Annotated in this window: 19 protein-coding genes; 11 read left to right on the top strand and 8 right to left on the bottom strand. The window is 66.5% G+C overall.

The window, feature by feature from the left end; translation table 11 throughout:
• Nucleotides 1–8: 8 nt before the first annotated feature.
• From ACQP0C_RS21360 to ACQP0C_RS21350, 3 genes are all read right to left on the bottom strand, one after another.
• Nucleotides 9–698 (bottom strand): hypothetical protein, encoded by a 690-nt coding sequence (locus ACQP0C_RS21360; RefSeq protein WP_433722385.1) that lies wholly within the window; start codon nt 696–698, stop codon nt 9–11.
• 989 nt (nt 699–1,687) lie between these two features.
• Entirely contained in the window at nt 1,688–2,536 is an 849-nt protein-coding gene (locus ACQP0C_RS21355) for a PHP domain-containing protein (RefSeq protein WP_433734611.1), read from the bottom strand.
• Between the two features lie 265 nt (nt 2,537–2,801).
• A complete protein-coding gene (locus ACQP0C_RS21350) occupies nt 2,802–3,215 on the bottom strand; it encodes a TetR/AcrR family transcriptional regulator (RefSeq protein ID WP_433722383.1) in 414 nt (137 codons plus the stop codon).
• Nucleotides 3,216–3,255: 40 nt separating this feature from the next.
• Between ACQP0C_RS21350 and ACQP0C_RS21345 the strand changes: the two genes are divergently transcribed.
• Nucleotides 3,256–5,454 carry a molybdopterin-dependent oxidoreductase gene (locus ACQP0C_RS21345; protein WP_433722381.1) on the top strand — a complete coding sequence of 733 codons (2,199 nt, stop codon included), beginning with the start codon at nt 3,256–3,258 and terminating at the stop codon, nt 5,452–5,454.
• An 11-nt stretch (nt 5,455–5,465) separates the two neighbouring features.
• Entirely contained in the window at nt 5,466–7,175 is a 1,710-nt protein-coding gene (locus tag ACQP0C_RS21340) for an FAD-dependent oxidoreductase (protein ID WP_433722379.1), read from the top strand.
• Nucleotides 7,176–7,739: 564 nt separating this feature from the next.
• Here the strand turns inward: ACQP0C_RS21340 and ACQP0C_RS21335 are convergent.
• Nucleotides 7,740–8,690, bottom strand: a complete 951-nt coding sequence (locus ACQP0C_RS21335) for a quinone oxidoreductase family protein (protein WP_433722377.1) — start codon at nt 8,688–8,690, stop codon at nt 7,740–7,742.
• Between the two features lie 86 nt (nt 8,691–8,776).
• On the opposite strand from ACQP0C_RS21335, the gene ACQP0C_RS21330 reads away from it, so the two are divergent.
• Nucleotides 8,777–9,232 (top strand): MarR family winged helix-turn-helix transcriptional regulator, encoded by a 456-nt coding sequence (locus tag ACQP0C_RS21330; protein ID WP_433722375.1) that lies wholly within the window; start codon nt 8,777–8,779, stop codon nt 9,230–9,232.
• 164 nt (nt 9,233–9,396) lie between these two features.
• Here the strand turns inward: ACQP0C_RS21330 and ACQP0C_RS21325 are convergent, their stop codons facing one another.
• A complete protein-coding gene (locus ACQP0C_RS21325) occupies nt 9,397–10,962 on the bottom strand; it encodes an MFS transporter (protein WP_433722373.1) in 1,566 nt (521 codons plus the stop codon).
• Between the two features lie 453 nt (nt 10,963–11,415).
• On the opposite strand from ACQP0C_RS21325, the gene ACQP0C_RS21320 reads away from it, so the two are divergent.
• From ACQP0C_RS21320 to ACQP0C_RS21285, 8 genes are read left to right on the top strand one after another with little or no spacing between them, the layout of a single operon-like run.
• Nucleotides 11,416–12,615 carry an MFS transporter gene (locus ACQP0C_RS21320; RefSeq protein ID WP_433722371.1) on the top strand — a complete coding sequence of 400 codons (1,200 nt, stop codon included), beginning with the start codon at nt 11,416–11,418 and terminating at the stop codon, nt 12,613–12,615.
• A 4-nt stretch (nt 12,616–12,619) separates the two neighbouring features.
• Nucleotides 12,620–13,855: an aminotransferase class I/II-fold pyridoxal phosphate-dependent enzyme gene (locus ACQP0C_RS21315; protein WP_433722369.1), complete on the top strand. Its 1,236-nt coding sequence runs from the start codon at nt 12,620–12,622 to the stop codon at nt 13,853–13,855.
• On the top strand, nt 13,852–15,417 hold the full coding sequence (locus tag ACQP0C_RS21310) for an acyl-CoA carboxylase subunit beta (protein WP_433722368.1): 1,566 nt from the start codon (nt 13,852–13,854) through the stop codon (nt 15,415–15,417). The genes ACQP0C_RS21315 and ACQP0C_RS21310 overlap by 4 nt, the downstream gene beginning before the upstream one ends.
• Nucleotides 15,414–17,348 carry a biotin carboxylase N-terminal domain-containing protein gene (locus ACQP0C_RS21305; protein ID WP_433722366.1) on the top strand — a complete coding sequence of 645 codons (1,935 nt, stop codon included), beginning with the start codon at nt 15,414–15,416 and terminating at the stop codon, nt 17,346–17,348. The genes ACQP0C_RS21310 and ACQP0C_RS21305 overlap by 4 nt, the downstream gene beginning before the upstream one ends.
• Nucleotides 17,348–18,988 carry an ABC transporter substrate-binding protein gene (locus ACQP0C_RS21300; RefSeq protein WP_433722364.1) on the top strand — a complete coding sequence of 547 codons (1,641 nt, stop codon included), beginning with the start codon at nt 17,348–17,350 and terminating at the stop codon, nt 18,986–18,988. Before ACQP0C_RS21305 ends, ACQP0C_RS21300 begins: the two co-directional genes overlap by 1 nt.
• A 40-nt stretch (nt 18,989–19,028) precedes the next feature.
• Nucleotides 19,029–19,943 carry an ABC transporter permease gene (locus ACQP0C_RS21295; RefSeq protein ID WP_433722362.1) on the top strand — a complete coding sequence of 305 codons (915 nt, stop codon included), beginning with the start codon at nt 19,029–19,031 and terminating at the stop codon, nt 19,941–19,943.
• Nucleotides 19,940–20,803 (top strand): ABC transporter permease, encoded by an 864-nt coding sequence (locus ACQP0C_RS21290; protein ID WP_433722360.1) that lies wholly within the window; start codon nt 19,940–19,942, stop codon nt 20,801–20,803. The genes ACQP0C_RS21295 and ACQP0C_RS21290 overlap by 4 nt, the downstream gene beginning before the upstream one ends.
• A complete protein-coding gene (locus tag ACQP0C_RS21285; RefSeq protein WP_433722358.1) occupies nt 20,800–22,461 on the top strand; it encodes a dipeptide ABC transporter ATP-binding protein in 1,662 nt (553 codons plus the stop codon). The genes ACQP0C_RS21290 and ACQP0C_RS21285 overlap by 4 nt, the downstream gene beginning before the upstream one ends.
• An 88-nt stretch (nt 22,462–22,549) precedes the next feature.
• Here ACQP0C_RS21285 and ACQP0C_RS21280 read toward each other — a convergent pair whose 3' ends face one another.
• Genes ACQP0C_RS21280 through ACQP0C_RS21270 form a run of 3 tightly spaced genes read right to left on the bottom strand, consistent with a single transcriptional unit; the run spans nt 22,550 to nt 24,804 of the window.
• The gene (locus tag ACQP0C_RS21280) at nt 22,550–22,858 is read right to left on the bottom strand and encodes a hypothetical protein (protein ID WP_433722356.1); all 309 of its coding nucleotides are present in this window, start codon (nt 22,856–22,858) and stop codon (nt 22,550–22,552) included.
• Nucleotides 22,859–22,885: 27 nt separating this feature from the next.
• On the bottom strand, nt 22,886–24,424 hold the full coding sequence (locus ACQP0C_RS21275; protein ID WP_433722354.1) for a caspase, EACC1-associated type: 1,539 nt from the start codon (nt 24,422–24,424) through the stop codon (nt 22,886–22,888).
• 26 nt (nt 24,425–24,450) lie between these two features.
• Nucleotides 24,451–24,804 (bottom strand): effector-associated constant component EACC1, encoded by a 354-nt coding sequence (locus tag ACQP0C_RS21270; protein ID WP_433722352.1) that lies wholly within the window; start codon nt 24,802–24,804, stop codon nt 24,451–24,453.
• Between the last annotated feature and the right edge of the window lie 262 nt (nt 24,805–25,066).

Below are 25,066 nucleotides of genomic sequence, written 5' to 3'. Positions count from 1 at the left end.
TTCCCAACTCACCCGCCAATAACCGCGCCCACTGCCGAACCGGTCTCGCGGCTGTTGAGATACCGCTGGGCTGCATGCGGATCGGATCCGTTGTCGACCACCCGATCATCAACAGACACATCGGAATCCGCGGCCGCGAACAATCCGCCGAGCTGCGGCCGCAGTGCCACGAAATCGTCCGGATCCGACACGTTCACCCAGCCGATCCCCGTCCCAGGCCACGCACCCACCCCATCCACTGGCACCGGCGTCAATCGATCGAAAACCAGCAACGGAATCCCCAGCGGCGACCCCATGGTCACAAGCAACTCGACCGGCGTCTCCCCCGCTGCCGCACACAGCAATTCATAGGCGACGATCGACCCCAGCGAATGCCCGATCAACACCCGAGTATCGGCACTGACGGACTCCCGCAACCGATCCAGAACCCGCGCCTTCACCCCAGGATCCCCGAGAAAAGCGATGGCCTGCTTCATATTTCCCACCAGCATGCGCTCGGTCACGCCCGCGAACACCCGACTCCGCAACAGCCGATCCACAGCGACCTTCACCGCGATCCGCCCTGCACCCATCGCCCCGGTCGGTGGCGCCAGGTCCGGTTCCAGCTGAACGGCGCGGGCGTACAGCGCCTCCACGAACTCCCGCTCCGCCCCCGAACCGACATCCCAATGGGTGTATGGCGGCCCGTCCGCCCCCATCGCACCAGCCGGCCGGAAAAGATCACCGAAGAACGAGACCCGGAAATCCTGCGGACCAAGCCGCTCTGCAAGATCGGCATACCCACTCACGAACAAGCCGTCCCGAAGCGCAGTCGACCACCTACCCTCCAGCTCGAAGCGACCGCGATACTGCTGCGCGATTCCATGGACGCCCACAATCAGCGACATCCCCGCCCCGCTCTCCGTCTGCCGGTACCACTCCGCGCTCATCACGCAAGCTGGCTTCACCCTAAGCGGAGAAACCCTGGCTCGCCCGACAATTCGCATGGACAATGTTCGCCTGACCGGGATGCGTCCCGGACACCCGGCCCTGCCGATGCGGCTTTCAGCCGAGGCTGGCGAGCAACGTGGTGAGGGTTAGAATTTCGGTCACTTGGTCCGAAGCTCCGGCGCTATGAATTGCTCGAAATCCCATCCGCTTCTACTCGAAACGGGTTGAGAGCCAAGGGCTCGCAGATTCGCGGGCGCGTGCTGCCTCGTCTGCGGTGAGCGCCGGAGGTTGCTCGTGCGGGGGGCTTCCCGGCTGATTGCCCGCAGGAACTGCTTGAGGTGCAGTGTCAACGCGTCGTAATTGTCGAGTTCGGCCTCGACTCGGGTAAGACCGGCGAGAACTAGCGGGACCTTCCGAGAGGGCGCGACAATCAGGAATACCGGCACCCCGACCGAGTGCCACTCCGATGTCGACGAACATGGCGGCGTCGGCCTCGACGTCAGCTTGCCGAGCGAGGGTTGCGCAAACAAAATCGACTGGTGGAGTAAGTTTTTCAGTCAGCCAGTCGATGTGCAGTCGATCGATCGCGACGACCTCGACCCGCAGTTCCTCCATGACATTTCGAAGCTGGTCGTCGGCAGCGTGGAGGTTCGTGACCAGCAGGCATCTCATGCCCGCCACCCTACTGTCGCCCGGGTAGGAGATAGGTTGGTGGAACACCCCTTGTTCGTGCATTGGGGATGTCAAGAGCAATCGTTTAGCGTGTCCAGAAGTCTGCGGGTTGGTGGCCTGGCCGGAATCCGAAGCGCTCGACCATTGCCGCTGCCTCCGGGAAGTTGTCGGCGAGCGCTTCTGGGACGTGGGCGTCGCTGCCGAATGTGACTGCGCGTCCGCCCTCTTCGCGCCACCATTGCGGAATCCAGGGCCAGAGTCGGCGGGTGTTCATCTCCAGCGCTCTCCCACTATCGGCGATGGCTCGCATCGCCGTCCGGAAGCCGTCCTCGAAGCGGCGTGGGTCGAATGGGCCGGCATCCATGGTTGGCCAGGCTCGTACCGCGTAGTCGATGTGGGTGAAGACTGCAAAGGAGTCGGATCCTGCGACCATGCGCGGGATCTCGTCGAGATAGGCCGACATCACGTCATCCGGCGGCCACAGCCGAAACAGGGTATTGGGCTCACTTCGGTCGTCGCCGATCTGGAGCGTGTGCAGCGAACCGTTGACGCGGTCCAACGCGGTCAGGTCGAGCAACTGAGCTGCCTGCTCGTCGAAGAGGTGCGGTTGTCCGAACTCCACGCCGGTGAGAATGCATAGTTCCGGGAACTGGTGTCGGCAGCGTTCGATGCAGTCGAGGTAGCCCTCAACATTCAGCACAGGAGGGCGGAGGTAGCCGTCGCGGCTGAGCAGGTGACTTTGGTGTGGCATGAGGTCCTCGGGACCGGTGCGCCACGCGTCGTCGAAGTCGAGATGCTCGGTGAAGACGACCGCGGGCAGGCCGATCGCGACGGCACGCTCGCAGGTTCGTTGCATCCGGCCGGAGGCATCCGACGCGGGACCGCCCGTGTCCCATGACCATTCGCTGTGGACATGGCTGTCTGCTGGAAGCATCACCGTTCGAGCATTGCACTCGGTGCCTTCGGTCCTCGAACGGCCATCTATCACCGTTAGCAGGACCGGATCAGAACCGAAGTGGGCTCGCCGCCAACTTGATTTGCTCGGCGAGGTCGACGCAGTCGACCGGCCGGGTCGTGTCGATGACGACGGTGGGTGTGAGTCCGAGGGGCTCGGCGTTCGCCAACGCCTTCGAGATGTGGCAGTTCCACAACTATATGTTCGAGGTTACCGGGCCGACCTCGGCCGACTGCGGGTACGCCTACCTCGGAGAGCCTTGAGAACAGCGCGACGAAGTCCGGGTGGACATGTAGTGGCGGCGGTGGAAGTCGAAGAATGCCTCGACGGCCGCCGCGATGTCCAGGTGTGGCCGGGCGGTGGCGAGGGATTCCTCCAGCTCGCCGTCGAGGCGCACGAGTTCGCGGGCGAGGCGCTGCTCGAAGATGGCGTCACGGCTGGTGAAGAACTGGTACACCGTGGCGGCCGGGGCACCGGCCCGGTCGGCGACCGAACGGACGGTCGCCGCGTCGGTGCCCTCAGTCGTGACGATCTGCACGGCGGCGTCGAGGATCCGCTGGACGCGCTCGCGGCTGCGCTGCTGAACCGGTTCACGGTGCAGGGACTGGCGTCGGGCACGCGGTCCATGGTAGATACGAAGAATAGAACTTGACGTCATGTTCAAATTCCAGGACATCTCATGCGGAGGCGACTACACCATGAGCGCGATCGGGGCAGCCGTCGATGCGTTGACCAAGACTCGGCGGGCACATCGCGGTTCCGGGGGCAGCGCCACCGCGAAGGCTGCTTGCAACTTGTGCGAGGCGATCTGCGGGATCGAGATCACTGTCGAGGGCGGGATGGCCATCGGTGTTCGCGGTGATCGCGACGACCCGCTGTCTCTAGGCCATGTCTGCCCCAAGTCCGTGGCGATGACCGACGTGCACCGCGACCGGGACCGGCTGCGGCGGCCGATGCGCAAGATCGGCGGGGAATGGGTGGAGGTGGACTGGTCCGAGGCGATCGATGCGGCGGCGCGCGGACTCGCTCAGGCCCGTCGGCGCCACGGCGCCAATGCGGTGGCGGTCTACCTGGGCAACCCCTCGGTGCACAGTCTCGGCGCGATGACCCACGGATCCGCGTTCACCTCGCTGCTGCGAACCCACAACCACTTTTCAGCATCCTCGGTCGATCAGTTGCCGCACCAGGTCGTTTCGGCACTGCTGTACGGGCACCAATTCCTGCTGCCGGAGCCGGATCTCGACCGGACACAGCACCTGCTCATGTTCGGTGCCAACCCGCGTGCGTCGAACGGAAGCCTGATGACCGCGCCGGACATGGCGCGGCGCCTGCGGGAGATCCGCGAGCGCGGCGGGCGGGTCACCGTCATCGACCCGCGCCGTACGGAGACGGCCGCAGACGCCGATGAGCACGTGTTCATCCGGCCCGGCACGGACGCCGCGGTGCTGCTGGCCATGGTGCACGTCGTCCTGCGCGACCGCGCACCGCGCCTGCCGGAATACGTCACGGGCGTGGACGCGCTCCGAGACGCGGTTGCCGAGTTCACTCCCGAGACCGCAAGCCATTTCAGTGGCGTGCCCGCCGCCACGATCACCCGGCTCGCCCTCTCCTTCGCCGACGCCGGCCCCGCCGCCTGCTACGGCCGGTTCGGGGTATCCACCCAGCGCCACGGCACCGTGTGCCAGTGGGCCATCCAGGTGCTCAACATCATCACCGGCAACCTGGGCCGCGAGGGCGGGACACTGTTCACCGACCCGGCCATCGACATGACACGGCTGCTCAGCCCGGGCCATTTCGGCCGACGCCGCAGCCGTGTGCGCGGGCTTCCTTCCTTCGCCGGTGAGTTTCCGGTCGCCGCGCTTGCCGAGGAGATGACGACGCCGGGCGAGGGGCAGGTCCGGGCGCTGCTGACGATCGCGGGAAACCCGGTGCTGTCCACTCCTGCCGGAGCCGCACTCGGCACTGCGCTCGGCGGCCTCGACTTCATGGTGGCCGTGGACTTCTATCTCAACGAGACCACTCGCCACGCCGACATTATCCTGCCGCCGACCAGCGCGCTGGAACGCGACCACTACGACTTGATTTTCCGGTCCTTCGCTGTCCGCAACACCGCGAAATACTCGCCCGCGGTGCTGCCCAAGCCGCGCGGCGCGCGGCACGACTGGGAAATCTTCCGCGACCTCGGCTCGGCCTACCAGCGCCACCTCGGCGGCGGCCGCATGCGGGTATTGCGTCGTCGCCTCAGCAGGCCCGCCCTGGCCACCGAAGTTCGGCTGCGGACACCGCCGCGCCGACTGGTGGACCTGCTCCTGCGCTCCGGCCGCTACCGGCTGAGCGTGCGCAAGCTGCTCGCCCACCCGGCCGGGCTGGACCTGGGCCCGCTGCGGCCAGGTGTCGAACATCGCCTGCGCACTGCTGACCGCCGGCTACACCTGGTGCCGCCGCAGATCGCCGATGCCCTCGACATCTTGCGCTCCGACCTGCGAGATCCGGAGGCGCAGGGGTCGCTGCTGTTGATCGGCCGACGGCACCTGCGCTCCAACAACTCCTGGATGCACAACTACGCCCGCCTCGTCGCCGGTCCGCAGCGCCACCATCTGCTCATGCATCCGGCCGACGCGGCCCGCCTCGGACTGGCCGACGGGCCGGCCGTGCTGCGTTCGCGCACCGGCGCCGTGCGGGTGGACGTCAGGCAGACCACCGACATCATGGCGGGCACGGTCAGCCTGCCCCACGGCTACGGGCACGCGGCGGCGGACAGTCGGCTGTCGGTGGCTGCCCGCGTCGCGGGCGCGAGCGCCAACGATGTCACCGACCCGCTGCACCTGGACACCGTCAGCGGAAACGCCGCCCTCAACGGAATCCCGGTCACCGTGGAACCACTCGACCCTCGCTAGCAAGGAACGCCATGCCTCACGTGATCACCCAGCCGTGCTGCAACGACGCCTCCTGCGTGCCGGTGTGCCCGGTCGGCTGCATCCACCCCACCCCCGACGAGCCTGGCTTCGGCTCCGCCGAAGCCCTCTACATCGACCCTGCCACCTGCATCGACTGCGGCGCTTGCGTCGCCGAGTGCCCGGTCGGGGCGATCACCCGCGACACCGCGCCCGCGGCGGCACGGTTCTTGGAGCTCGCCGACGCTTACTACCAGCGCAACCCGCTTCCGTTCGGCATCCCCGACGCCCCTGCGCCCCCGGCGCGGGCCGACGGCGGGGAGCTTCGAGTCGCGGTGGTCGGCTCCGGGCCCGCGGGCGCGTATGCCGCCCTCGAGCTGCTCGAATACCCCGGCGCGACCGTCGATATGTTCGACCGACTGCCCACGCCGTGGGGACTGGTGCGCGGCGGGGTAGCCCCGGACCACCCGTCCACCAAATCCGTCACCGAGGTATTCGAGCGCGCCGCCGCCAGCGGCCGCTTCCGCTTCCACCTCAACGTCGAGGTCGGCACCCACGTCACCCACGACGAGCTCGCCACGGCACACCACGCCGTCGTCTATGCCTACGGGGCCTCCGGCGACCGCCGCCTGGAGATCCCCGGTGAGGACCTGCCCGGCAGCGCGTCCGCAACCGAGTTCGTGAACTGGTACAACGGCCACCCGGACTTCGCCGACCGCGCGTTCGACCTCTCGTGCCGCCGTGCCGTCGTCGTCGGCAACGGCAACGTCGCGCTCGACATCGCCCGCCTCCTGGTCGCCGACCCCGCGGAGCTCGCCGCCACCGATATGGCCGACCATGCACTGGCCGCACTGGCCGCCAGCTCGATCGAGGAAGTCGTGGTCCTCGGCCGACGCGGCCCTGCACAGGCTGCCTACACCACTCCCGAACTGCTCGCCCTGACCGATCTCGACGGCGCCGATGTCTTCGCGTGGTCCGACGAGGTCACGGTGGACCGCGACCAGCTCGCCGGACTTCGATCGGACCCGCTCGGGCTGGCCAAAGCGCAGGCCGCCGCGGAACTCGCGACCCGCCGCCGGGGCGCGGCGCGCCGTATTGTGCTGCGCTACTTGTGTTCTCCACTGGAGATCATGGGCGATCAACGAGTCACCGGGGTACGCGTGGCTCGCAATCGCCTCGAACGCGGCCCCGATGGTGACGTCCGCGCCGTCTCGACCGGAAGCGAAGAGATCATCGAGGCGGGCTTGGTGCTCCGGGCGGTGGGCTACCGCGGCGCTTCGCTGTCCGGCCTGCCCTTCGACCATGACCGGGGTGTGCTGCCCAACCACCAGGGCCGCGTTCTGCACGCCCGGACGGGCGAACCCATCCCCGGCGTTTACACGGCGGGATGGATCAAACGGGGCCCGTCCGGAGGCATCGGCGCCAACAAGAAATGCGCACTGGACACTGTCGCCGCACTCCTCGCCGACCACTCCGCGGGGTTGCTGCCCACCCCGGCAGCCACTCCGCAGGACCTCGACGCGCTGGTCCGGCAGCGGCAGCCCGCCGTGGTCGGTGTGCACGAGTGGAGGGCGATCGATCGGGTCGAGCGCGAGCGCGGCGCGGTTCAGGGACGGCCCAGGCGGAAACTTGCCTCGTTCCCCGCCCTGCTCGCCGCCGCTGAGGCGGACGACTCGATGCCGACGGTTCCACTGCCGATCGACGCAGACGGGTTCCACGTCTAGCACCCGCCTGTTGATCTCTGGATCGAACACCTCATGGGTCAGGCATGGATCCGATGTCCCAGCTCTGACACATGCCTGAAGTTGGACGCTGGTTTACAGCGATCCCACCGTGCTCGGGGGCGGCCGCGGGGCGCGGTGGCTGGATGGAGGGCGGCGATCGTCCTGGCGTTGTGCTTCTTCGGGGCCGTGGCCGACCATCCGCAATTCCTTGATTCGCGCAAGCGAGCGGACCCGGAATCCGTCGCGAAGATCGGCGCTGGATGTCCCGTTCGGCGGCATTTTGTCGCCGGCCTTCTCAGCGCCGTCGGAGTTCCGCCGAACAGGCAGAGCTGTCCGCCGGCACGTGCCGCGGTTCGGGCACCGCCGCCGCCAATCCAGCGCTCGCAGAACGGCTTTGTCGACCACGCGTTCGTTGGTGTCGACCGGCCGCACGCTGTACACCGCAGTGTGTGCGGGTGGTTGCTCCACGGTCGCCATCGGCAGTCCGGCACCGATTCCGATCACAAGTCGGCGATCTGGCGCGGGAGGCGAGCGGGTGTCCCGCGCCGGATCGTCGATGGTGATTTATCCGATGCCGACGATGCTCTTGCCGCGGGTGACTCCGCCGGCCAGGTTCGCGATCGCGGTCTCGACGTCGGCGAGGGTGTATTCGGCGGTGACATCGACACGCACCGAACCGTCGGCGACCAGCGCCATCGCGCGAGCGGCGCTGTCGGCGAGCCGCTGCGGGCGGGTCTGGCTGGCCAGGTTGCTGTTGTAGGTCATCAGCGACTGGCCGTGCATCAGAAGGTCGTTGGCCGACACGGTGACCGGTTCGAAGGTGGCGATGTTGCCGTAAACCACGATCTTGCCGTGCGGCGCCAGCCGGGCCAAGCTCGCGACCCGGGTGTCCCCGCCGATCGGGTCGAGGATCACGTCGAAGGTCTCCTCGCCCAAGCCATCGGGGAACTGGTCTCGCGTCAGCACCTCGTGGTAGCCGAACCGGCGTGCGTACTCGACCTGACCGACATTGCCGACCACTCCGACGACCCGCTGCGCGCCCGCGGCAACGGCGAACTGCCCAGCCAACGACCCGACGCCACCGGCCGCGGCGTGGACCAGCACACTGTCTCCGTCCCGGACTCCGGCGACGGTGTCGACCAGATCGTAGGCGGTCGGAGTCACCCACCCGAAACCTGCCGCAGTGCGTGAATCGACACCCGAGGCGTTGATTGCCAGCACCGCTGGCGCGGTCACGACCTCGGCGTAGCCGCCTCCGCCGATCAGTGCGACGACCTGCTCACCGATCCGAGCCTCATCCACACCCTCGCCCACCGCGATGATCTCGCCCGCGGCTTCGAAGCCAGGCACGAATGGACGCGGGATCGGGAAATGTCCTTCCCGCACCAGCACGTCGCCGTACTGCACTCCCGCATAGGCGACGCGGATCGCGACCTCGCTCGGCCCGACCACGGGCTCGTCGATCTCCGAGACGCGGAACGTGTCATCGGCGTCCAGCACAACAGCTTTCATCATATACAACTTCCTGTGTTGACTCAGCATTCTGATACTCCGGAGCTTAAGTACTATCAGATAGTTGAGTCAACTGAGGGAGTTGTGAAATGGCCGCCGTGCCCGTCGAGGAATACGTGTGCACCCGCATCCGCCGCGCCGAGCAGGCACTCATGGGACACCACGAGGCCGTGCTGCGCGGCTACGGGCTGACCATGACCCAATACACGGTGCTTTTGACCCTCTCCCGCGACGACGCCATGTCCGGCGCCCAACTCGCCCGCGCGACCGGAGTCACCCAGCAGAGCATGGCCACCGTCCTGACCGGCATGCAGAACAAAGGACTCATCGACCGCGCGCCGTCGCCCATGCACGCCAAAGTCCTCATCACGACCCTCACCCCGTCCGGCCGGGACCTGCTCGACCGTGCCTACCAGGAAGTCATCGTGCTCGAACGCGCCCTCACCGACCGATTCACCCCCGACGAGCACAAGCTGTTCTGCGAATTCCTCGACCGCGCCACCGCCACCCTCATCCAGCAGACCCCGACCGCCCACAGCAGCTGACCATCCGCACCAACCGCCCAGGCATGGGGAAACCTCTGTCCGCCACCGTGTTAGATCTCCTGACCACCAATCGGGACAGATACCTGGCCACCAACAGACGACGGAATTACATAAGGTCTAGTGGTAGCCGTTCCCCCGGCGAAGATCATGACAAGGAGCGTGAATCAACTTCCTGCACAGGGTTTTACCCACCCTGGCTCGTTCCCCTCCTTGGCAGAGACGGACAGCGGGGCCCAGGCTGGATCCGCGCGGGGCGGCGGCGACGCTTCCCCGGTGCTGCGCCGTCGGAGGTCGGCGATAGCGCAGACCAGCGACAGTACGATCATCGCGAGGCAGACCGCGAGCGCGGGAGAAATCGCATGTCCCGCATCTCCGATGCGCGAGTCGGAGGCTGCGAGATACAGTCCGGAGACGCCGGTCAGCGCGACGGTCGCCGAAAGACGTTGCGCCAACTGCAGGAATCCGGCCGCCACCCCGTTCGCACCGTCCGGCGCGTATTCGAGCGTCATCGCCCGGTTCGGCGCGTCGACGAACCCTCCGGCCGTTCCTGAGGCCGCAGCCAACAACGCCACCACGAAGAACACTGCGGGACGCGGGATCACTTCGACCGCAACGATGTATCCGGTCACCACCCCGCACTGCAGTACCAGCGCGCAGACCACGGTCATTCGCCCGAACTTCGCGACGATCCGCCAGCCGAAACCCGATGCCAGCGCCATCATCGCCGAACCACCGGCCATCACCAGCGCGGCCTGGACCGCCCCGAGCCCCAGCCCTTCGACCAGGTACAGGGTCATTATCGTGTTCAGCGAGACGATCGCGCCGAACCAGAACATCGCGACGGCCGCGCCGAGGGTGTAACCTCGCGCGACCGCCAGCGCGGGCAGCAGCACCGGGGTGCCGCCGGATCGCGCGTACCGGCGCTCCCACCACCAGAACACCGCCAGCATGGCCATCGATCCCGCGACGCAGACCACCGCACGGCCCCGCCCCGCCGACGAAACCATCGGCAACAACAACAGCAGGGTCGCCCCCGCCAGAACCACCAGGCCCACGACATCGAACCGCGCCGAGCCGCGAACCGTGCGGTCCCGCCGCAGCAGCACCGCGCCACCGACCAAGGTGAGCAGCGCGAACGGCACGTTCAGCAGCAGCACCAACCGCCAGCCGAGGTCCGGCCCGGTGATGCCCAGAATCGCCCCCGCCGTGATCGGCCCGACCATCCCCGCGAACCCGGCCGCGACACCATAGGCCGCCAATGCCTTTGCCCGACCGACACCGGTATATCGGTCGGCAATGATGCCCAGCACCTGCGAACTGATCACGCCCGCGCCCGCACCCTGGCACAGCCGCGCCGCCACCACCGGCCACGCCCCGTTGGCCAGCGCCGCGCAGACCGCCGATACCGCGAAAACCGCGATTCCGGCCAGGAACAGCCGCCGTCGACCCAGGACATCGCCGAGCCGTCCCGCGGGCACCAGCGCGAGGCCGAACGTCAGCGAATAGCTCGCCAGAAGCCATTGGACCTGGCCCGCGTCAGCGCGCAATGCCGCCCGAAGCGCGGGCACCGTCACGCCTAGCACTGAGGAGTCGAGCAGCGTGGCGAATCCGGCGCAGACGCAGACGAGAACTTCGAGCCGCGCGCGCACGGGTGTGGACCGCGGGCTCGGCAGGACAGCGGTCAGTGTGGGTCCCCCGCGTTCGAAGGCCGGTTGTTTCGCACGCAGCATTCAATTCCGCCGGGCCACAGGGTATTTCCGCTGGCTCGAGCTGATCGCAACCGTTGACATCACCCGGTGATGAACGGGATCCAATCCACGCGTCCCACGCTCTGCTTGTATCGCACTCAATTCAGCAGGCGAGATATGTTGTGGGCAACCAATTTACGACTACATGACTCGAATGCCGCAGAGCATAGTCAGTGGTTCTACTGCTACGAGCAGACCCGGCGCCGACAGCACAAGCGCGCGGCGTCCGGCCGCCGCCCGCGACGCCGGTGGTCCGGCGCGTTCTCTCGAGCCCCGCCTGACAAGAAACCCACTCGGGGCCGCCGGTCGTTCCCTTGTCGAAAGTCCTTGTCTCCGAACGCACCTCGTCGATCAGGAAGAATCAGGGCGATTCTAAACCTGTGTGACGGCAATCCGCTGGCGTAGATCTGTAGGCGTGGGGCATAGGGGAATTGAATGAGTGTGCGGCAGCAGGCCGACGGGTCGGCGACTGCGACGGCGCCGCGCCGGGCCATTGTCGCCGTCGCGTGTGGTGCGGTGATCGTCGCGCAGATGGCGACCACCATTTACCTTCCGAGTATGCCGGCGCTGGGCGCCGACATCGACGCCGGTGACAGTATCCTCCAGCTGTCGGTGGCCGTGTTCGTGGTGTTCGCCGCGCTACCGGTCGTCGCGTGGGGCCGGGCGGCCGAACGATTCGGCCGAATACCCGCGTTCGCCGCGGCCGGGGTGTGCTTCATCCTCGCCAGCGCGGGGCTGGCGCTGATCACGAATGCGCCGGAGCTGCTCGGTCTTCGGGTCGTGCAGGCGATCGGCGCGGGCGGGATCGCGGTGGTCGGGCGAATGATGGTGAAAGACCTGTTCACCGGGGCCGAGCTGGCGCGGCAACTCGCATTGCTGTCGATGGCGTTCGTCGTCGCGCTCGGTGGCGGACAGGTGATCGGCGGCATCGTCACCTCCACGGTCGGGTGGCGGTACGGATTCGCCGTGCTGGCCGTATCGGCCGTGGTGCCGGTCGCTTTCGCGCTGCGCGCCTCGCTGCCGCCGCCGGAATCGAAAGCGGCGGCGAAGGGCACGGCGCGGCGGTTGCTCGGCGATCCGGTCTTCTTGGCCGCTGCCGTTGCGGGCGGTATCGGGTTCGCCGTCATCGTGATGATCCAGCAGAAGTCCGCATTCATCTTCGAGGACGAATTCTCGCTGCCGCCTTGGGGTTTCGGCCTGTTCGGCGTGCTGTACGGTGCGGCGTATCTGGGCGGCGCCACCTATGTACGGCGGGCGGTGAGCCGCCTGGGCGCGCGGGCCATGATGCGGCAGGGCGCCTGGATCATGCTCGTCGGTTGCGTGCTCGTCACCGTGGTGTGGGTGTTCGACCTGCCGCAGGCCATCGCGCTTGCGATCTTCCTGGCCGGGTACGTCACGACGACCTTCGGCCAGGCCACCCTGTTCCCCAACAGCGCCGCGCACGCGGTCAGTCACCTCGTCACCGGGGGTGCGATCGCGGTCTCGTGGTGTGCGCTGATCCAGCAGGGCCTCGCGGGGATCGCCTCGCTGGCAGGCCCCGCACTGACCGGGCTGGTCGCCTGGTCCATCGCTGTCACTCTGCTCGCCGCCGTGAACGTAGTCGTCGTCGCGGTGCTTTCGCCGACAAAGGAATAATCGAGTGGTCATTCACCAATTCGCCAATATTCGCAGGCAATTACAACTGAGCAACACTTTCTGGGACGACAGCACCACCCACGGACTGGTCGACATTGTCGCGGCAGACATGCGCGACGGAATTATCCACGACCGTGACGGCCGGACGATCGTCAACTTCTCTTCGTATTCGTATCTCGGTTTGGACAGCGACCCGCGGATAATCGCCGGAGCCCATCGGGGATTGGACGAGACAGCGACGATCAATTCGTCCATATCCCGGATGCGGATCCGGCTGTCGCTGCTGGAAGAAGCCGAGCAACGCCTGTCACGGACCTTCGGCGCACAGGCCGTCACCGTGTCGTCGTGTGCGGCCGCGGCTTGGGCGACCCTGCCGCTGCTGGCCTCCGGGGAGTTCACCGACGGGTACCCGCCGCTGGTCGTGTTCGATAAGAACGCGCACTTCTGTCTGAACGCGATGAAGCCACTGATCGCGGACGAGACCGAATTGGTCACCATCGACCACAACGATATCGAAGCTCTGGAAGAGTTGTGCCGCAAGCATTCTCACGTGGCATACATCGCAGACGGTGTGTACAGCACCGGCGGCGGAGCTCCCCTGGACCAGCTGCACCGACTGCAGGAAGAATACGGACTTTTTCTGTATTTCGATGAGGCACACGGCATTTCGACGCTCGGTCGGCGCGGACGCGGTTACGTCCTTGGCGACTACGAGGGCTGGCGGGACCGGACCCTCATCATCGCCTCACTGAACAAGGGTTTCGGAGCCAGCGGCGGCGTCATCTTCTTCGGCCCGCCCGGCGACGACTCCCGCAAACCGACCCTGCTGCGCACCAGTGGGCCCCTGATGTGGTCACAGCGGATCAATACCGCGGGTCTGGGCGCCATCGTCGCGTCCTGCGACCTGCACGACGACGGCACCGTCGATCGGCTCCAGATCGACCTGCGCGAACGGGTGCGCCTGTTCGACTCACTGGTCGACACGGACCTCGCCGACGACGGTCTGCCCATTCGATTCGTCAATATCGGCCGCGAGGACATCACCGTCGCCGTGGCGAAGGACATGCTCGACGCGGGTTTCTACACCTCCCCCGTCTTCTTCCCGATCATCCGCCGCGGCAGCGCGGGCCTGCGCCTGATGCTGCGGGCGGACCTCGAACCGGACACGATCCGCCGCTTCGCCGACACCCTCACCGCGAGTCTCGCCGCCCATCGAGATCGGGAGGAACTGCCCGCATGACCCTGACCGTCGAGAACCATACCGAATTCGAAGCCCAGCGCCGACTGCTGCGCGACCGCATCGCCGAGGTCGTGTCGCCGCGACGTCGGCCCGGTGACGCCAAACTGCCTGTGCGCGAACGGGTCAACCGCATACTCGACCCGGGCACGCCGTTTCTGGAGATCGGCCGGCTGGCCGCGCACGAGGTGTACGACACCGACCTGCCCGCCGCCGCGCTCATCGTCGGAATCGGATCCATCCACGGCCGGCCCTGCATGGTGTTCGCGAACGACCCGCACGTCAAGGGCGGCACCTTCTACCCGCTCACCATCAAAAAGCATCTGCGCGGGCAGAAGCTGGCCCGCGAATATCGCCTCCCCTGTGTGTATCTGGCGGATTCGGGCGGCATCTACCTGCCGTTGCAGGAGGAGATCTTCCCGGACGAGGAGCATCTCGGGAAGATGTTCCGCAATATCGCGGAGATGTCGGCCATGGGTCTGCCGCAGGTGTCGGCGGTGCTCGGCATCTGCACCGCGGGCGGTGCGTACATACCCGCGATGAGCGACGAAACGGTGATGGTGAAGGACCTCAGCACCGTCTTCCTCGGCGGACCGCAATTGGTGGAGGCCGCCACCGGGATCAAGGTCGACGCACAGACACTCGGCGGCGCCGACCTGCATGTGCGGGAAACCGCTGTGGCAGACCATCTTGCGGCGAACGAGGAGGAAGCGCTGGCGATGGTCCGGGACATCATCGCGCGCACACCCGGCGACCGGGTGCGGCCGCCCGCGTTCGAGGCCCTCGAACCCGCCGACGATCCGGCGCGGCTCCCGGCCTTGATACCGGCGACGACCAAGAAGGAAATGGACGTTCGCGCCATCCTGCGCTGTGTCGTCGATGCGGCCTCCTGGGTTGAGTACCGCAAGGACTACGGCATCACCATCGTGTGCGCGACCGCACGCATCGCCGGATACGAGGTCGGGATCGTCGCGAATCAGGGCGTGATCTTCCCCGACAGCGCGCTCAAGGCGACCAACTTCATTCAGATCTGCAATCAACGCCGGATCCCACTGTTGTTCGTGCACAACGTGAGTGGGTTCATGGTCGGCGAGCAGTACGAGCGCTCGGGAATCGCCAAGCACGGCGCGAAGATGGTCAACGCGGTCTCCTGCGCCACCGTCCCCAAGATCTCGCTGGTGATCGGCGGCAGCTTCGGCGCGGCCAACTTCGCCATGTCGGGGCGATCGATGGGCGGCCAGTTCATGGCCATGTGGCCCAATGCCCGCTCCACCGGAGTCGGCGGTGAGCAGGCGGCCGCGGTCATGGCCATCCTCAAGCGGGACCGTCTGCGCCGCGAAGGCAAGGAGTTGAGCGCCGCCGAGGAGGCCGCCATCAAGCAGCCGATTATCGATAGTTTCGAACGCCAGTCACTGCCGACCTACATTGCCGCGCGCTTGTGGGTGGACGCCGTCATCGAGCCCGAGGACACGAGAGCCTGGCTCGCGCAATGCCTTTCACTGGCGCACGAACGCTGGGATCGGCCCGACCCGGCCACGCACACCTTCGGGGTGTTCCGGCTGTGATCTCGAAACTGCTCATCGCGAATCGAGGCGAGATCGCCGCCCGCATCGCCCGCACCTGCGACCGTCTCGGCATCGACTACGTCACCGTGAGTGTCGACGAAGACCGGGTTCTGACCTATCACGACGCCGCGGCGGCGACCGTGCGCCTGCCAGCGGGCGGTTATCTCGACGCCGCCGCGCTGGTGCGGGCTGCCACCGAAACCGGATGCGACGCAGTACATCCCGGTTACGGATTCCTCTCCGAGAACGCCGCCTTCGCCCGCGCGGTCCGCGCCGCCGGATTGGTTTTCGTCGGCCCCAGCTCACCGGTGATCGAGTCCATGGCCGACAAGGCCTCGGCGCGCCAGGTGATGGCCGACGCGGGGGTTCCGGTGCTACCCGGGACACGGGAGTCGACCGACGACCTCGACGCCCTGGTCCGCGCGGCCGCGGATATCGGGTATCCGCTCATCGTCAAGCCCGCCGGCGGTGGCGGCGGCAAGGGCATGTCGGTAGTACGCTCCGCCGCCGGGCTGCGCGAGTCGCTGGCCTCGGCGACCCGCACCGCGAACGCGGCCTTCGCCGACGGCCGCCTGCACTTGGAACGCTACGCCGAGCATGCCCGGCACATCGAGGTGCAGGTGTTCGGCGACGAATTCGGCACTGTCGTACACCTTTTCGACCGCGACTGCTCGCTGCAGCGGCGGCATCAGAAGGTGATCGAAGAAGCGCCCGCCCCGAGGATTTCCGACCCCACCCGCCGGCAGATGTTCGACGCCGCCGTGCGCGGTGCGCGAGCACTGCACTACACGGGCGCGGGCACGTTCGAGTTCCTGCTTGTCGGAGACGAATTCTTCTTCATCGAAATGAATACGCGGCTGCAGGTCGAGCACACCGTCACCGAACAGATCACCGGCATCGACCTGGTGGAGTGGCAACTGCGCGTCGCCTCCGGTGCGCCACTGCCCGCCACCCAGGAGGAGATCACTTACACGGGCGTTTCTGTGCAGGTCCGGATGTACGCCGAGGACCCGTTCCGGTCCTTCCTGCCGTGCCCGGGCGAACTCGAGGTGACCCGGTGGCCCGCTGTCCGGATCGAGCGGGCCTTCACCCGTCGCCTGCACGTCACCGGCGGCTTCGACCCGATGATCGCCAAACTCATCGCGACCGGCGCCACCCGGGCGGCGGCCCTGGCCACCGCGCGGCGCGCGTGTGCGGAGCTGCGCTGGCACGGCATCTCGACCAACCTAGGATTCGTCGGCCACGTTCTCGCCGCCCCGGAAATCGCTGCGGCGGAATACGATACCGCCTATCTGGACCGGATCGACCCGGTCCAGGAATTCACCGATCCCGAGCGGCTCAGCGCCCTCGCGGTGGCCGCCACGCTCACCGCGCCCGACCGCGCGACACCGTGGTCGGCGGGCGCTCCGGGCGGTGACCGCGCCTGGCTGGATCCGGACGGCCAGGATCTCGGCAGCCTCGCCCTGTCGGTCGACGGCCGTCCGTTCACGGTTCGGGTCAGCGGCTACGACGGCGATGCAGTGCTACTGCGCACCGATACCGACGAACCGAGCGTGGCCGGGATTCGCAGTGGCGCGCAGACGGTTTCGCTGGACTCGATCCCCAGCACGGTCCGACGCCTCGGGGAGGGCTGGGTCAGCCAAGTGGCAGGAGTTTCCCGGGAGGTGCGGTACGCCGAATACCGCTCGCTCGGCGCCGCGGACGCCGATCCCGAGATTCGTTCGCCCATGCCAGGCACCCTGGTACGGCTCCATGTCGAATCGGGCACGCAGGTCGAAAAAGGCCAGCTGCTCGGCGTGGTCGAGGCCATGAAGATGGAGCACGAACTGACGGCGACACATTCGGGAGTCGTCACCGTGACGGCGCCCGAAGGCGCGGTCGTCACCACGGATCAATCGATCTTTCTCATCGAGGAGAGGAGCGTCGCGTGATGCGGAATCGGCGACTGATGACAGCTCTCGTTTCGGCCACGGCCGTCGTGGTGCTGGCCACCGCATGCAGCGGATCCGACAGTGCGGGAAGCGGATCCACGCAGCCGATCAGCGGCGGATCATTGACTTGGGGTGTGGAGACGGAGCCGACCACCCTCAATCCGCACCTCAATGGTCAGGGCAAAACCAAACTGCTGCTTCGCAATTCGTATGAGTCGCTGCTGCAGCGGACCGCAGACGGCGGGATCGTGCCCTGGCTGGCTTCGGCCCACGAGGTGTCCGCCGACGGTCTGATGTACACCTTCACCCTGCGCGAGGGCGTGCGGTTCACCGACGGCAATCCGCTGACCGCCGCCGCAGTGGCGCTCAACTTCACCAAGATGAAGGACCCGGCCTATTCCGGCGGCTTCGGATCGGGGCCTTTGTCCAATCTCGACACGGTGGTCGCGCGGGACGAGCGGACCGTGGTCTTCACGTTGAAGAACGTGTATTCACCGTTCCTCGACTACGTGGGCACCCTCGAGATTATATCCCCCGCAGCCTTCGATTCCCCGCAGTTGAAGTCCGGCGGCCCGGAAATCGCCGGTACGGGCCCGTTCATCCTCGACCGCTACACCAAGGGGCAGGAGATTCATTTCCGGAAGAATCCGGACTACAACTGGGCGCCGCAGAACGCCGAGCATCAAGGTCCCGCCTACCTCGACGAGGTCACCTACCGGTTCCTGCCCGAGTCGTCGGTGCGCACCGGTGCCCTCACCTCCGGTCAGGTCGACCTCATCGAGGGCATTTCCGGAAACGACGCCGGATTGTTCGAGGACAATCCGGCATTCACGTATCAGCACGCACTGAACGCCGGCGGCCCCTTGGCGCTGTACCTCAACGCGACCTACGGTCCGACCACCGAGGAGAAGGTCCGCAAGGCGCTCATCGACTCCGTCGATGTCGACGCGGTGCTGAAGTCGATCTACCGCGGCGAACGTACGCGCGGCTGGGGCATCATCTCCCCCGGCGATCGGGTGTTCTACGACCGCAGCATCGAGCAGTCCTACGGCGGCGATACCGCGGCCGCGAACCGGCTCCTGGACGAGGCCGGGTGGACCACGCGTGACGACAAGGGGTTCCGCACCAAGAACGGCCAGCGCCTGACCATCGAGGTGGTGCAGGCCCAGTCCACCGTCCGCGATCAGCGTGATGTGCTGCTGCAGTCGATTCAGGCGCAGGCCAAGCAGAATGCGGGAATCGATCTCGTCATCGCACTGGTCGACGCGGGCACCTACACTGACCGCCGCAAGAGCAACACCTTCGGTTCGATCGCCAACTCCGACACGCTGACCGGTGGCATCGATATCGAGAATCACTGGTACCCGGCGACCGCGTTCGGAACCCTCAACTACAGCCGCGCGGCAAACCCCGAACTGACCGCATGGCTGAAAGCCGCTGCCGCGACGCAGGATTCCGGCGAGCGCGCCAAACTGTACGCACAATTGCAGCGATTCGTCCTCGTCGACAAGGGATACGTGCTGCCGCTGTACCAACCCGAGGATGAGATCGCGGCCGCCACACGCGTACACGGCGCCGGTTTCCGGCCCTACCACCAATTCCCGGAAAGCGCCTACGACATCTGGGTTGACCGTGGCTAGCACACGCCATGCGGCGATCGGGAAACGTGTGCTGCTCCGGGTGATTTCAGGGCTGGGCGTGCTGTGGGGAGCGGTGACCCTGTCCTTCGTCGGCATTCGCCTCGCACCGGGCGATACCGTCGACCTCTTGGTGGGCGAACAGCGGCGAACCCCGGAACTGGAGGCGGCCATCCGCGCCGAGTGGGGGCTGGACAGCCCGGTCATCGTGCAGTACCTCCGCTATCTGTGGCATTGCGCCCGGGGCGATTTCGGGCGTTCCTACGTCCTGCAGCGACCGGTGTCGGAGATCCTCGGATCGCAGACGCTGCCCACCCTGGAGCTCACGGCCGCCGCCCTGGCGGTGGCCGTGAGCTTCGCGGTCATCATCGCGACGAGCACGGCACAGCGGCGGTGGTCCCGGGCGGTCGCGAATGCCGTGGAGTTGACGCTCGTCTCGACTCCGCCGTTCTGGCTGGGAATCGTCCTGCTGTCGGTCTTCAGCTTCCAGTTGAAGATCTTTCCGGTGGCGGGGAACAAGGGATTCGCTTCGCTGGTGCTTCCCGCACTCGCACTGGGGCTTTCGCTCGGCGCGGTGGTCTCGCAGGTGCTACGCGACGGACTGGAGCGAGCGCTGGAGGAACCCTTCGCGGTGACGGTGAAATCCTGGTCGGTCAGTGAGACCGCGTTGCGGCTGCGCCACGGATTACGGCATGCGGCCGTACCGGCGGTGACCTTGACGGGATGGCTGGTCGGCGGCCTGCTGGGCGGCACGGTCATCACCGAAGCGGTTTTCGGCCGACCGGGGCTGGGCAGGGTGACCGTGGATGCCGTGCTGGCGCAAGACCTTCCGGTCGTGCTGGCGGTCGCGATCCTTGCCGCCCTCATTTATGTCGTGACCAGCACAATTGTCGATCTGCTCGCACTCTGGCTGGATCCGCGGCTGCGCACCGGCGCACGGCGAGGTGAACCGCGATGACGACACCTACTGAGGCGAGCGGAATCGTCCGCCGGATCGCTGTCCGCGACTTTGCCATCGCGCCCGGTGTCGCTGTCGCGACAGTGGTGCTTGCCGTGATCGCCATCGCGGTGCTCGCGCCCTCGATGCTGACCGGGCAGGATCCGCTGGCCGCGAATCCGCTTGCCGCGCAACTCCCGCCCGATGCGCGCCACTTGTTCGGGACCGACCATCTCGGACGCGACGTCTTCACCCGTGTCGTCTACGGCGCCCGCTACTCGCTGTTCATCGGTGCCACCGCGATCGCCATCGCGGTGGTCGCCGGAACCGCGCTCGGCCTGGCGGCCGGTCTGGCTCGCGGTCTGCTCGACGAGCTGATCACGCGATTCCTCGACGTGGTCTCCGCATTCCCGGATCTTCTGCTGGCACTGGTATTGATCTCCTTCACCGGCCCCGGAACCACGAATCTGATCTGCGCGCTCGGCGTCGCCTCGATTCCCCGCTTCGCCCGGGTCGTGCGCGCCCGGACGCTCATCGTCCGCGAATCCGGATATGTGGAGCAGGCCCGCACGTTCGGGCTCACCCGCACGACATTGATACGGCGCCATATCCTTCCGCACGCGATCGCTCAGGTCCCGATTCTCGCCACCATCGGCCTCGGCACCGCGATTCTCGGCGCCGCGGGGCTGAGCTTCCTGGGGCTGGGGCCGAAGCCGCCGACTCCGGAATGGGGTTCCATGCTCGCCGAGGGCCGCAACTATCTCCGCAATGCCTGGTGGATCGCCGTCCTTCCCGGCGTGGCGGTAACAGCCACGGTCATCGCACTGAGTTCCCTTGGGCGGCACTGGCAACGGCACTATGACGGGAGGACCCGGGCATGAGCGATCAGAGTCTGGTGTCGATCACCAATCTGCGGATCGGCTTTCCGGCGAAGACGAAGTCCGGCGATGTCGTGAAGGGCATCGATCTGCGGATCGATGCGGGCGAGGCCGTCGCGATCGTCGGCGAGTCCGGCTCCGGAAAGTCGGTGACCGCACGCACTTTGGCGGGTCTGTCCGCAACCGGCGCGGTGGTGCGGGCGGACCGCTTCGACCTCTTCGGGCAGGACGCACGCGGGTATCGAGAGCGTCAATGGCGTCGAATCCGGGGCAGCCACATAGGCTTCGTCCTGCAGGACGCACTCGTGTCACTCGATCCGCTGCGTCGGATCGGACAGCAGCTGTCCGAGGCACAGCGTGCCCTGACCGACTTGCGCGGCCGTGAGATCGGCACGCGCAGTGTGGAACTGCTCACTTCGGTCGGCGTCTCGGAGCCTCAACTGCGGCTGCGGCAATACCCGCACGAACTCTCTGGCGGACTGCGTCAGCGAGCGCTCATCGCGGCGGCCATCGCGGGTGATCCCCGCCTGATCATCGCCGACGAGCCGACCACAGCCCTCGACGTCACCGTGCAGCGGCAAATCCTGGATCTGCTGCGGCAGCGCAAGGAAGCGGGCAATGCGCTGCTGCTGATCAGCCATGACCTGGCGGTGGTCGCGGAGCTGGCCGATCGGGTGCTGGTCATGAAGGACGGCGAGATCGTCGAACAGGGAGACACCCGCGATGTCCTGACCCGACCGGCGCATCCTTATACGCACAGTCTGCTCGCGGCGGTGCCGTCGGCCTCCTCGCGCGGTACGACGCTGTCCGGCTCCGACCGCAGGCCACTTCCGCCCCGGACCGTCGACCACACGCGAATCGTGTTGTCGGTCCAGGGTCTTCGCAAGACCTACGGTGCCGGACCGGCCGCGCGCACCGTGGTCGAAGACGTCGACTTCGACCTGTTCGCCGGCGAAACCCTCGGAATAGTAGGCGAATCGGGATCCGGTAAGACAACGACTGCGCGCATGGCATTGAGCCTCATCGCACCGACCGCCGGCCGTGTCGTCGTCGACGGCGAACCGTGGAGCGAATACTCCGAGAGCGAACTACGCCGCCATCGCGGCACCGCGCAACTCATCGCCCAGGACCCGTCGAGTTCGTTCGACCCGCGCTACACCGTGGAGCGCCTCATCGGAGAAAGCCTGAACGCCATCGGCATTCGAGGCCGCGCCCGCTGCGCCCGGGTACGCGAGACCCTGGATGCGGTGCGACTCGGCCACGACCTCCTGAACCGCCATCCCCGCACCCTGTCCGGTGGGCAGCGCCAGCGGGTCGCCATCGCCCGCGCCCTCGCCCCCAACCCCACACTGATCGTCGCCGACGAGCCGGTGTCCGCCCTCGACGTATCGGTGCAGGCCCAGATCCTCGACCTGCTCGCCGAACTCCAGGCCGAATTCGGCACCGCCCTCCTCCTCATCTCCCACGACCTCGGCGTAGTGCACCACATCGCGGATCGCGTAATCGTCATGAAGGACGGCCGCACAGTCGAATCCGGCGAAGTCGACTCGGTACTCCGATCGCCCCGACACGAATACACCCGCCAACTGGTAGCCTCCGTCCCCCACCTGCCCGACCGCGAAGACCAGCCCTCGGCCGGCTTCTCCACACCGTCGAGATAGCTGTGACGTGGCGACAGCGTACTCACGGCCGCAGAATCTCCGCCCTGCAAGCGATTAGGAACAATGATGCGAACCGAGAAGATCGAATTCACCAGCGGCCGACAGCGTCTGGTCGGCGACCTTCACCTCCCCGAACCCGGCGGGGTGCGGTGGTGTTGACCGGTCCGTTTTCGGTGTGCGCGAGCAAGTTACGGGCGTCTGCGCGCAAAGGTTCGCCGATCCGGGCTATGCGGCATCGCCCTTCGATCGCGGCCACCGAGGCGAGGTTCCGGGCCGAGGTTGCCCGCGAGCATGCCTTCGGGTTGACCGCGGGCCAGTACTCGACGGTGCCGGTATCGTGCTCCCGCTGCGCGATCTGAGCGAACTGTCCGAGCAGTATGGCGAAATTCTCGACCATAGTTCCAGGAGCGCTAGTACCCGGTGCTCAACCGATGATCTTTGGAAATTCGTCGATGAATCCGCCGCGTGCTATCAGCCTGCGGGCATCTTCGTTGGTCATCGGTGCGGCGAACAGGTAGCCCTGCCCGCGAGTGCAGCCCAGCTCGATCAATGTTCGCGCAGCTTCCGGATTTTCGATGCCCGCAGCCGAGACCGCTAGTCCGAAACCGGCGGCCAGCCCGATGATGGCCCGGACGACCATGGCGTCCTCGTTGTTCGCACGCAGTTGTTGTACGAACGAGTGGTGTATCTCGAGGTAGTCGACCGGTAGCCGCCGTAGCATCGCGATGGAGCCGTTGTAGGTGCCGAATCCGCCGATGCCCACCTTGATTCCGAGTCGTTTCAGACGCCGCACGATGGCGATTGCTGTTTCGAAGTCAGTGTCGGCGTCCTCGGCGAGTTCGATCGACACCGATGTGGGTTCGGCGCCGGTTCGACGAACTATCCCATCGACGATGTCCACGAAATCCGGTTCCGCGAGCAGCAGGGGCGAGACATTGATCCGCAGTATCAGGTCTCGCGCAAGCCCCTGGCCACGCCATCCAACGAATTCCGTACAGGCTGCGCGAATGACCCACCACCCCAGTTCGACCGCGAGACCGGCCTTTTCGGCTGCGCGTAGGAAGGACGACGGCAAGAGTAAGCCCTGCTCAGGATGATTCCATCGCACTAACGCCTCGACGGCCACCAGCGCTCCGGAGTGCAAATCGACCTCGGGCAAATAGTGCAGTACCAGTTGCCCGGATCGGATGGCGTGACGTAGTTGTACTTCGATAGACGGACTGCTCGACTGTGATCGGTTGCGAATCAACCCGAGTTGGTCGAGCAGAGGGTTGAGATCGGCCTGCGGCTGACGTAACCCGACCGAGGTCAGTTCACGGCAAAGCTGCCGGTGCAGTACCGGCAGCGTCAATAGTTCATGGCCCCCTGGCACGCCGTCGCGGAGAAGGCGGATGAGCCGGGCGGTGTATGCGGGGTAGGTCTCAGCGTCAAGCTTCTTCGAGATCCCGTTGGGCGGTGCGGAAGTCAGGACGGCTGTTCCTTCGGTGACTATCTCGTTCAGCACGGCTTGCCCATCTGCCGACTGGTTGAGTCCGAGTGCGCGCCCGGAGTAGCAGCAGTCCAGGATCACGACCCTCGCCTGGGCGGGGCTGTCCACGTAGAGGTCACGGAACGCATCAAACGGAATCCCGCCTATTCCAGGGCGATCCGGATGCGTACCAGCCACAGCCAGATGCAGCTCACCACGCCGTGGACCCAGCACCCCATGCCCGGCGAAGTAGATCAGTAACAGATCACGGGCTTCAGCCGCCGCTGCCGCGATGGCCAAGCCAATCGCCAATGGTGACGCAGTCTCCGGAAGCAGCGCGCAATGTTCGACGTGGAGCGATCCATGTACCGGGTCGGTGAGCACATCACGCAACTCGATCGCCCCGGCATGCACACCCGGCAGATCCGGCAAATGCTCATAGATGTCGATTCCGATAAGTACCGCCCGCGAGGTCTTCTGATCCGGTAAGCGCATCCCGGCATTTCCTCACCCGCTGGGAATCACTGGCCAGCGTCGATCACCGTCTGTAGCAACCCGGCCACATCCGGTACCCGTTGGGCATCGATAGTCACCGATTTGCCACCAGGGCTGCGGATTTCGATATGGATATCGGAATGCCGAGGCTGCGCGAACCATGCCTTCAGCGATGTCGCCAACACCGACAACACCCCGCCGCTGCCGACCGCGACGGTCGCCAACTCCACCAGCGAACCCATGTCACCCGGATTCGGAACCGCATCGATCGCTGCCACTCTTCCGCGAAGTTCAGGCTCTCGACGCAACCAGCCGACCAACTCTGCCATCTGTCGAGCACTGTTCGCGCCGACGACCGACAGCGTAATTTCTGTGTCCATAGTGCCCCCGTGTCGCACGCTGATGATCGTCGAAGCCACTTGCACGATACCGCGAACACCGAAGTCCCAGGCCCAGAACCATTTCGAACCCCGCCCCTGCTTACCGCCCGACCAGCCGCGATTGCCGAGATGGCGATCCAGTCACGCGTTCTCTCCTGACTGATCACCCCGACATCCGAACACCGGCAGGGCGCTCCGGGTCGACCTCACCGGGGACGGGTGAAAAGGCCCTCGCCGAAGGCTTTCGTCCGGGCGGCGAGGG

The sequence above is a fragment of the Nocardia sp. CA-129566 genome (genome assembly GCF_050956075.1).
Classification (GTDB): domain Bacteria; phylum Actinomycetota; class Actinomycetes; order Mycobacteriales; family Mycobacteriaceae; genus Nocardia.
Note: the sequence above shows the minus strand (reverse complement) of the source record. Positions and strands in the feature narration are given on the sequence as shown.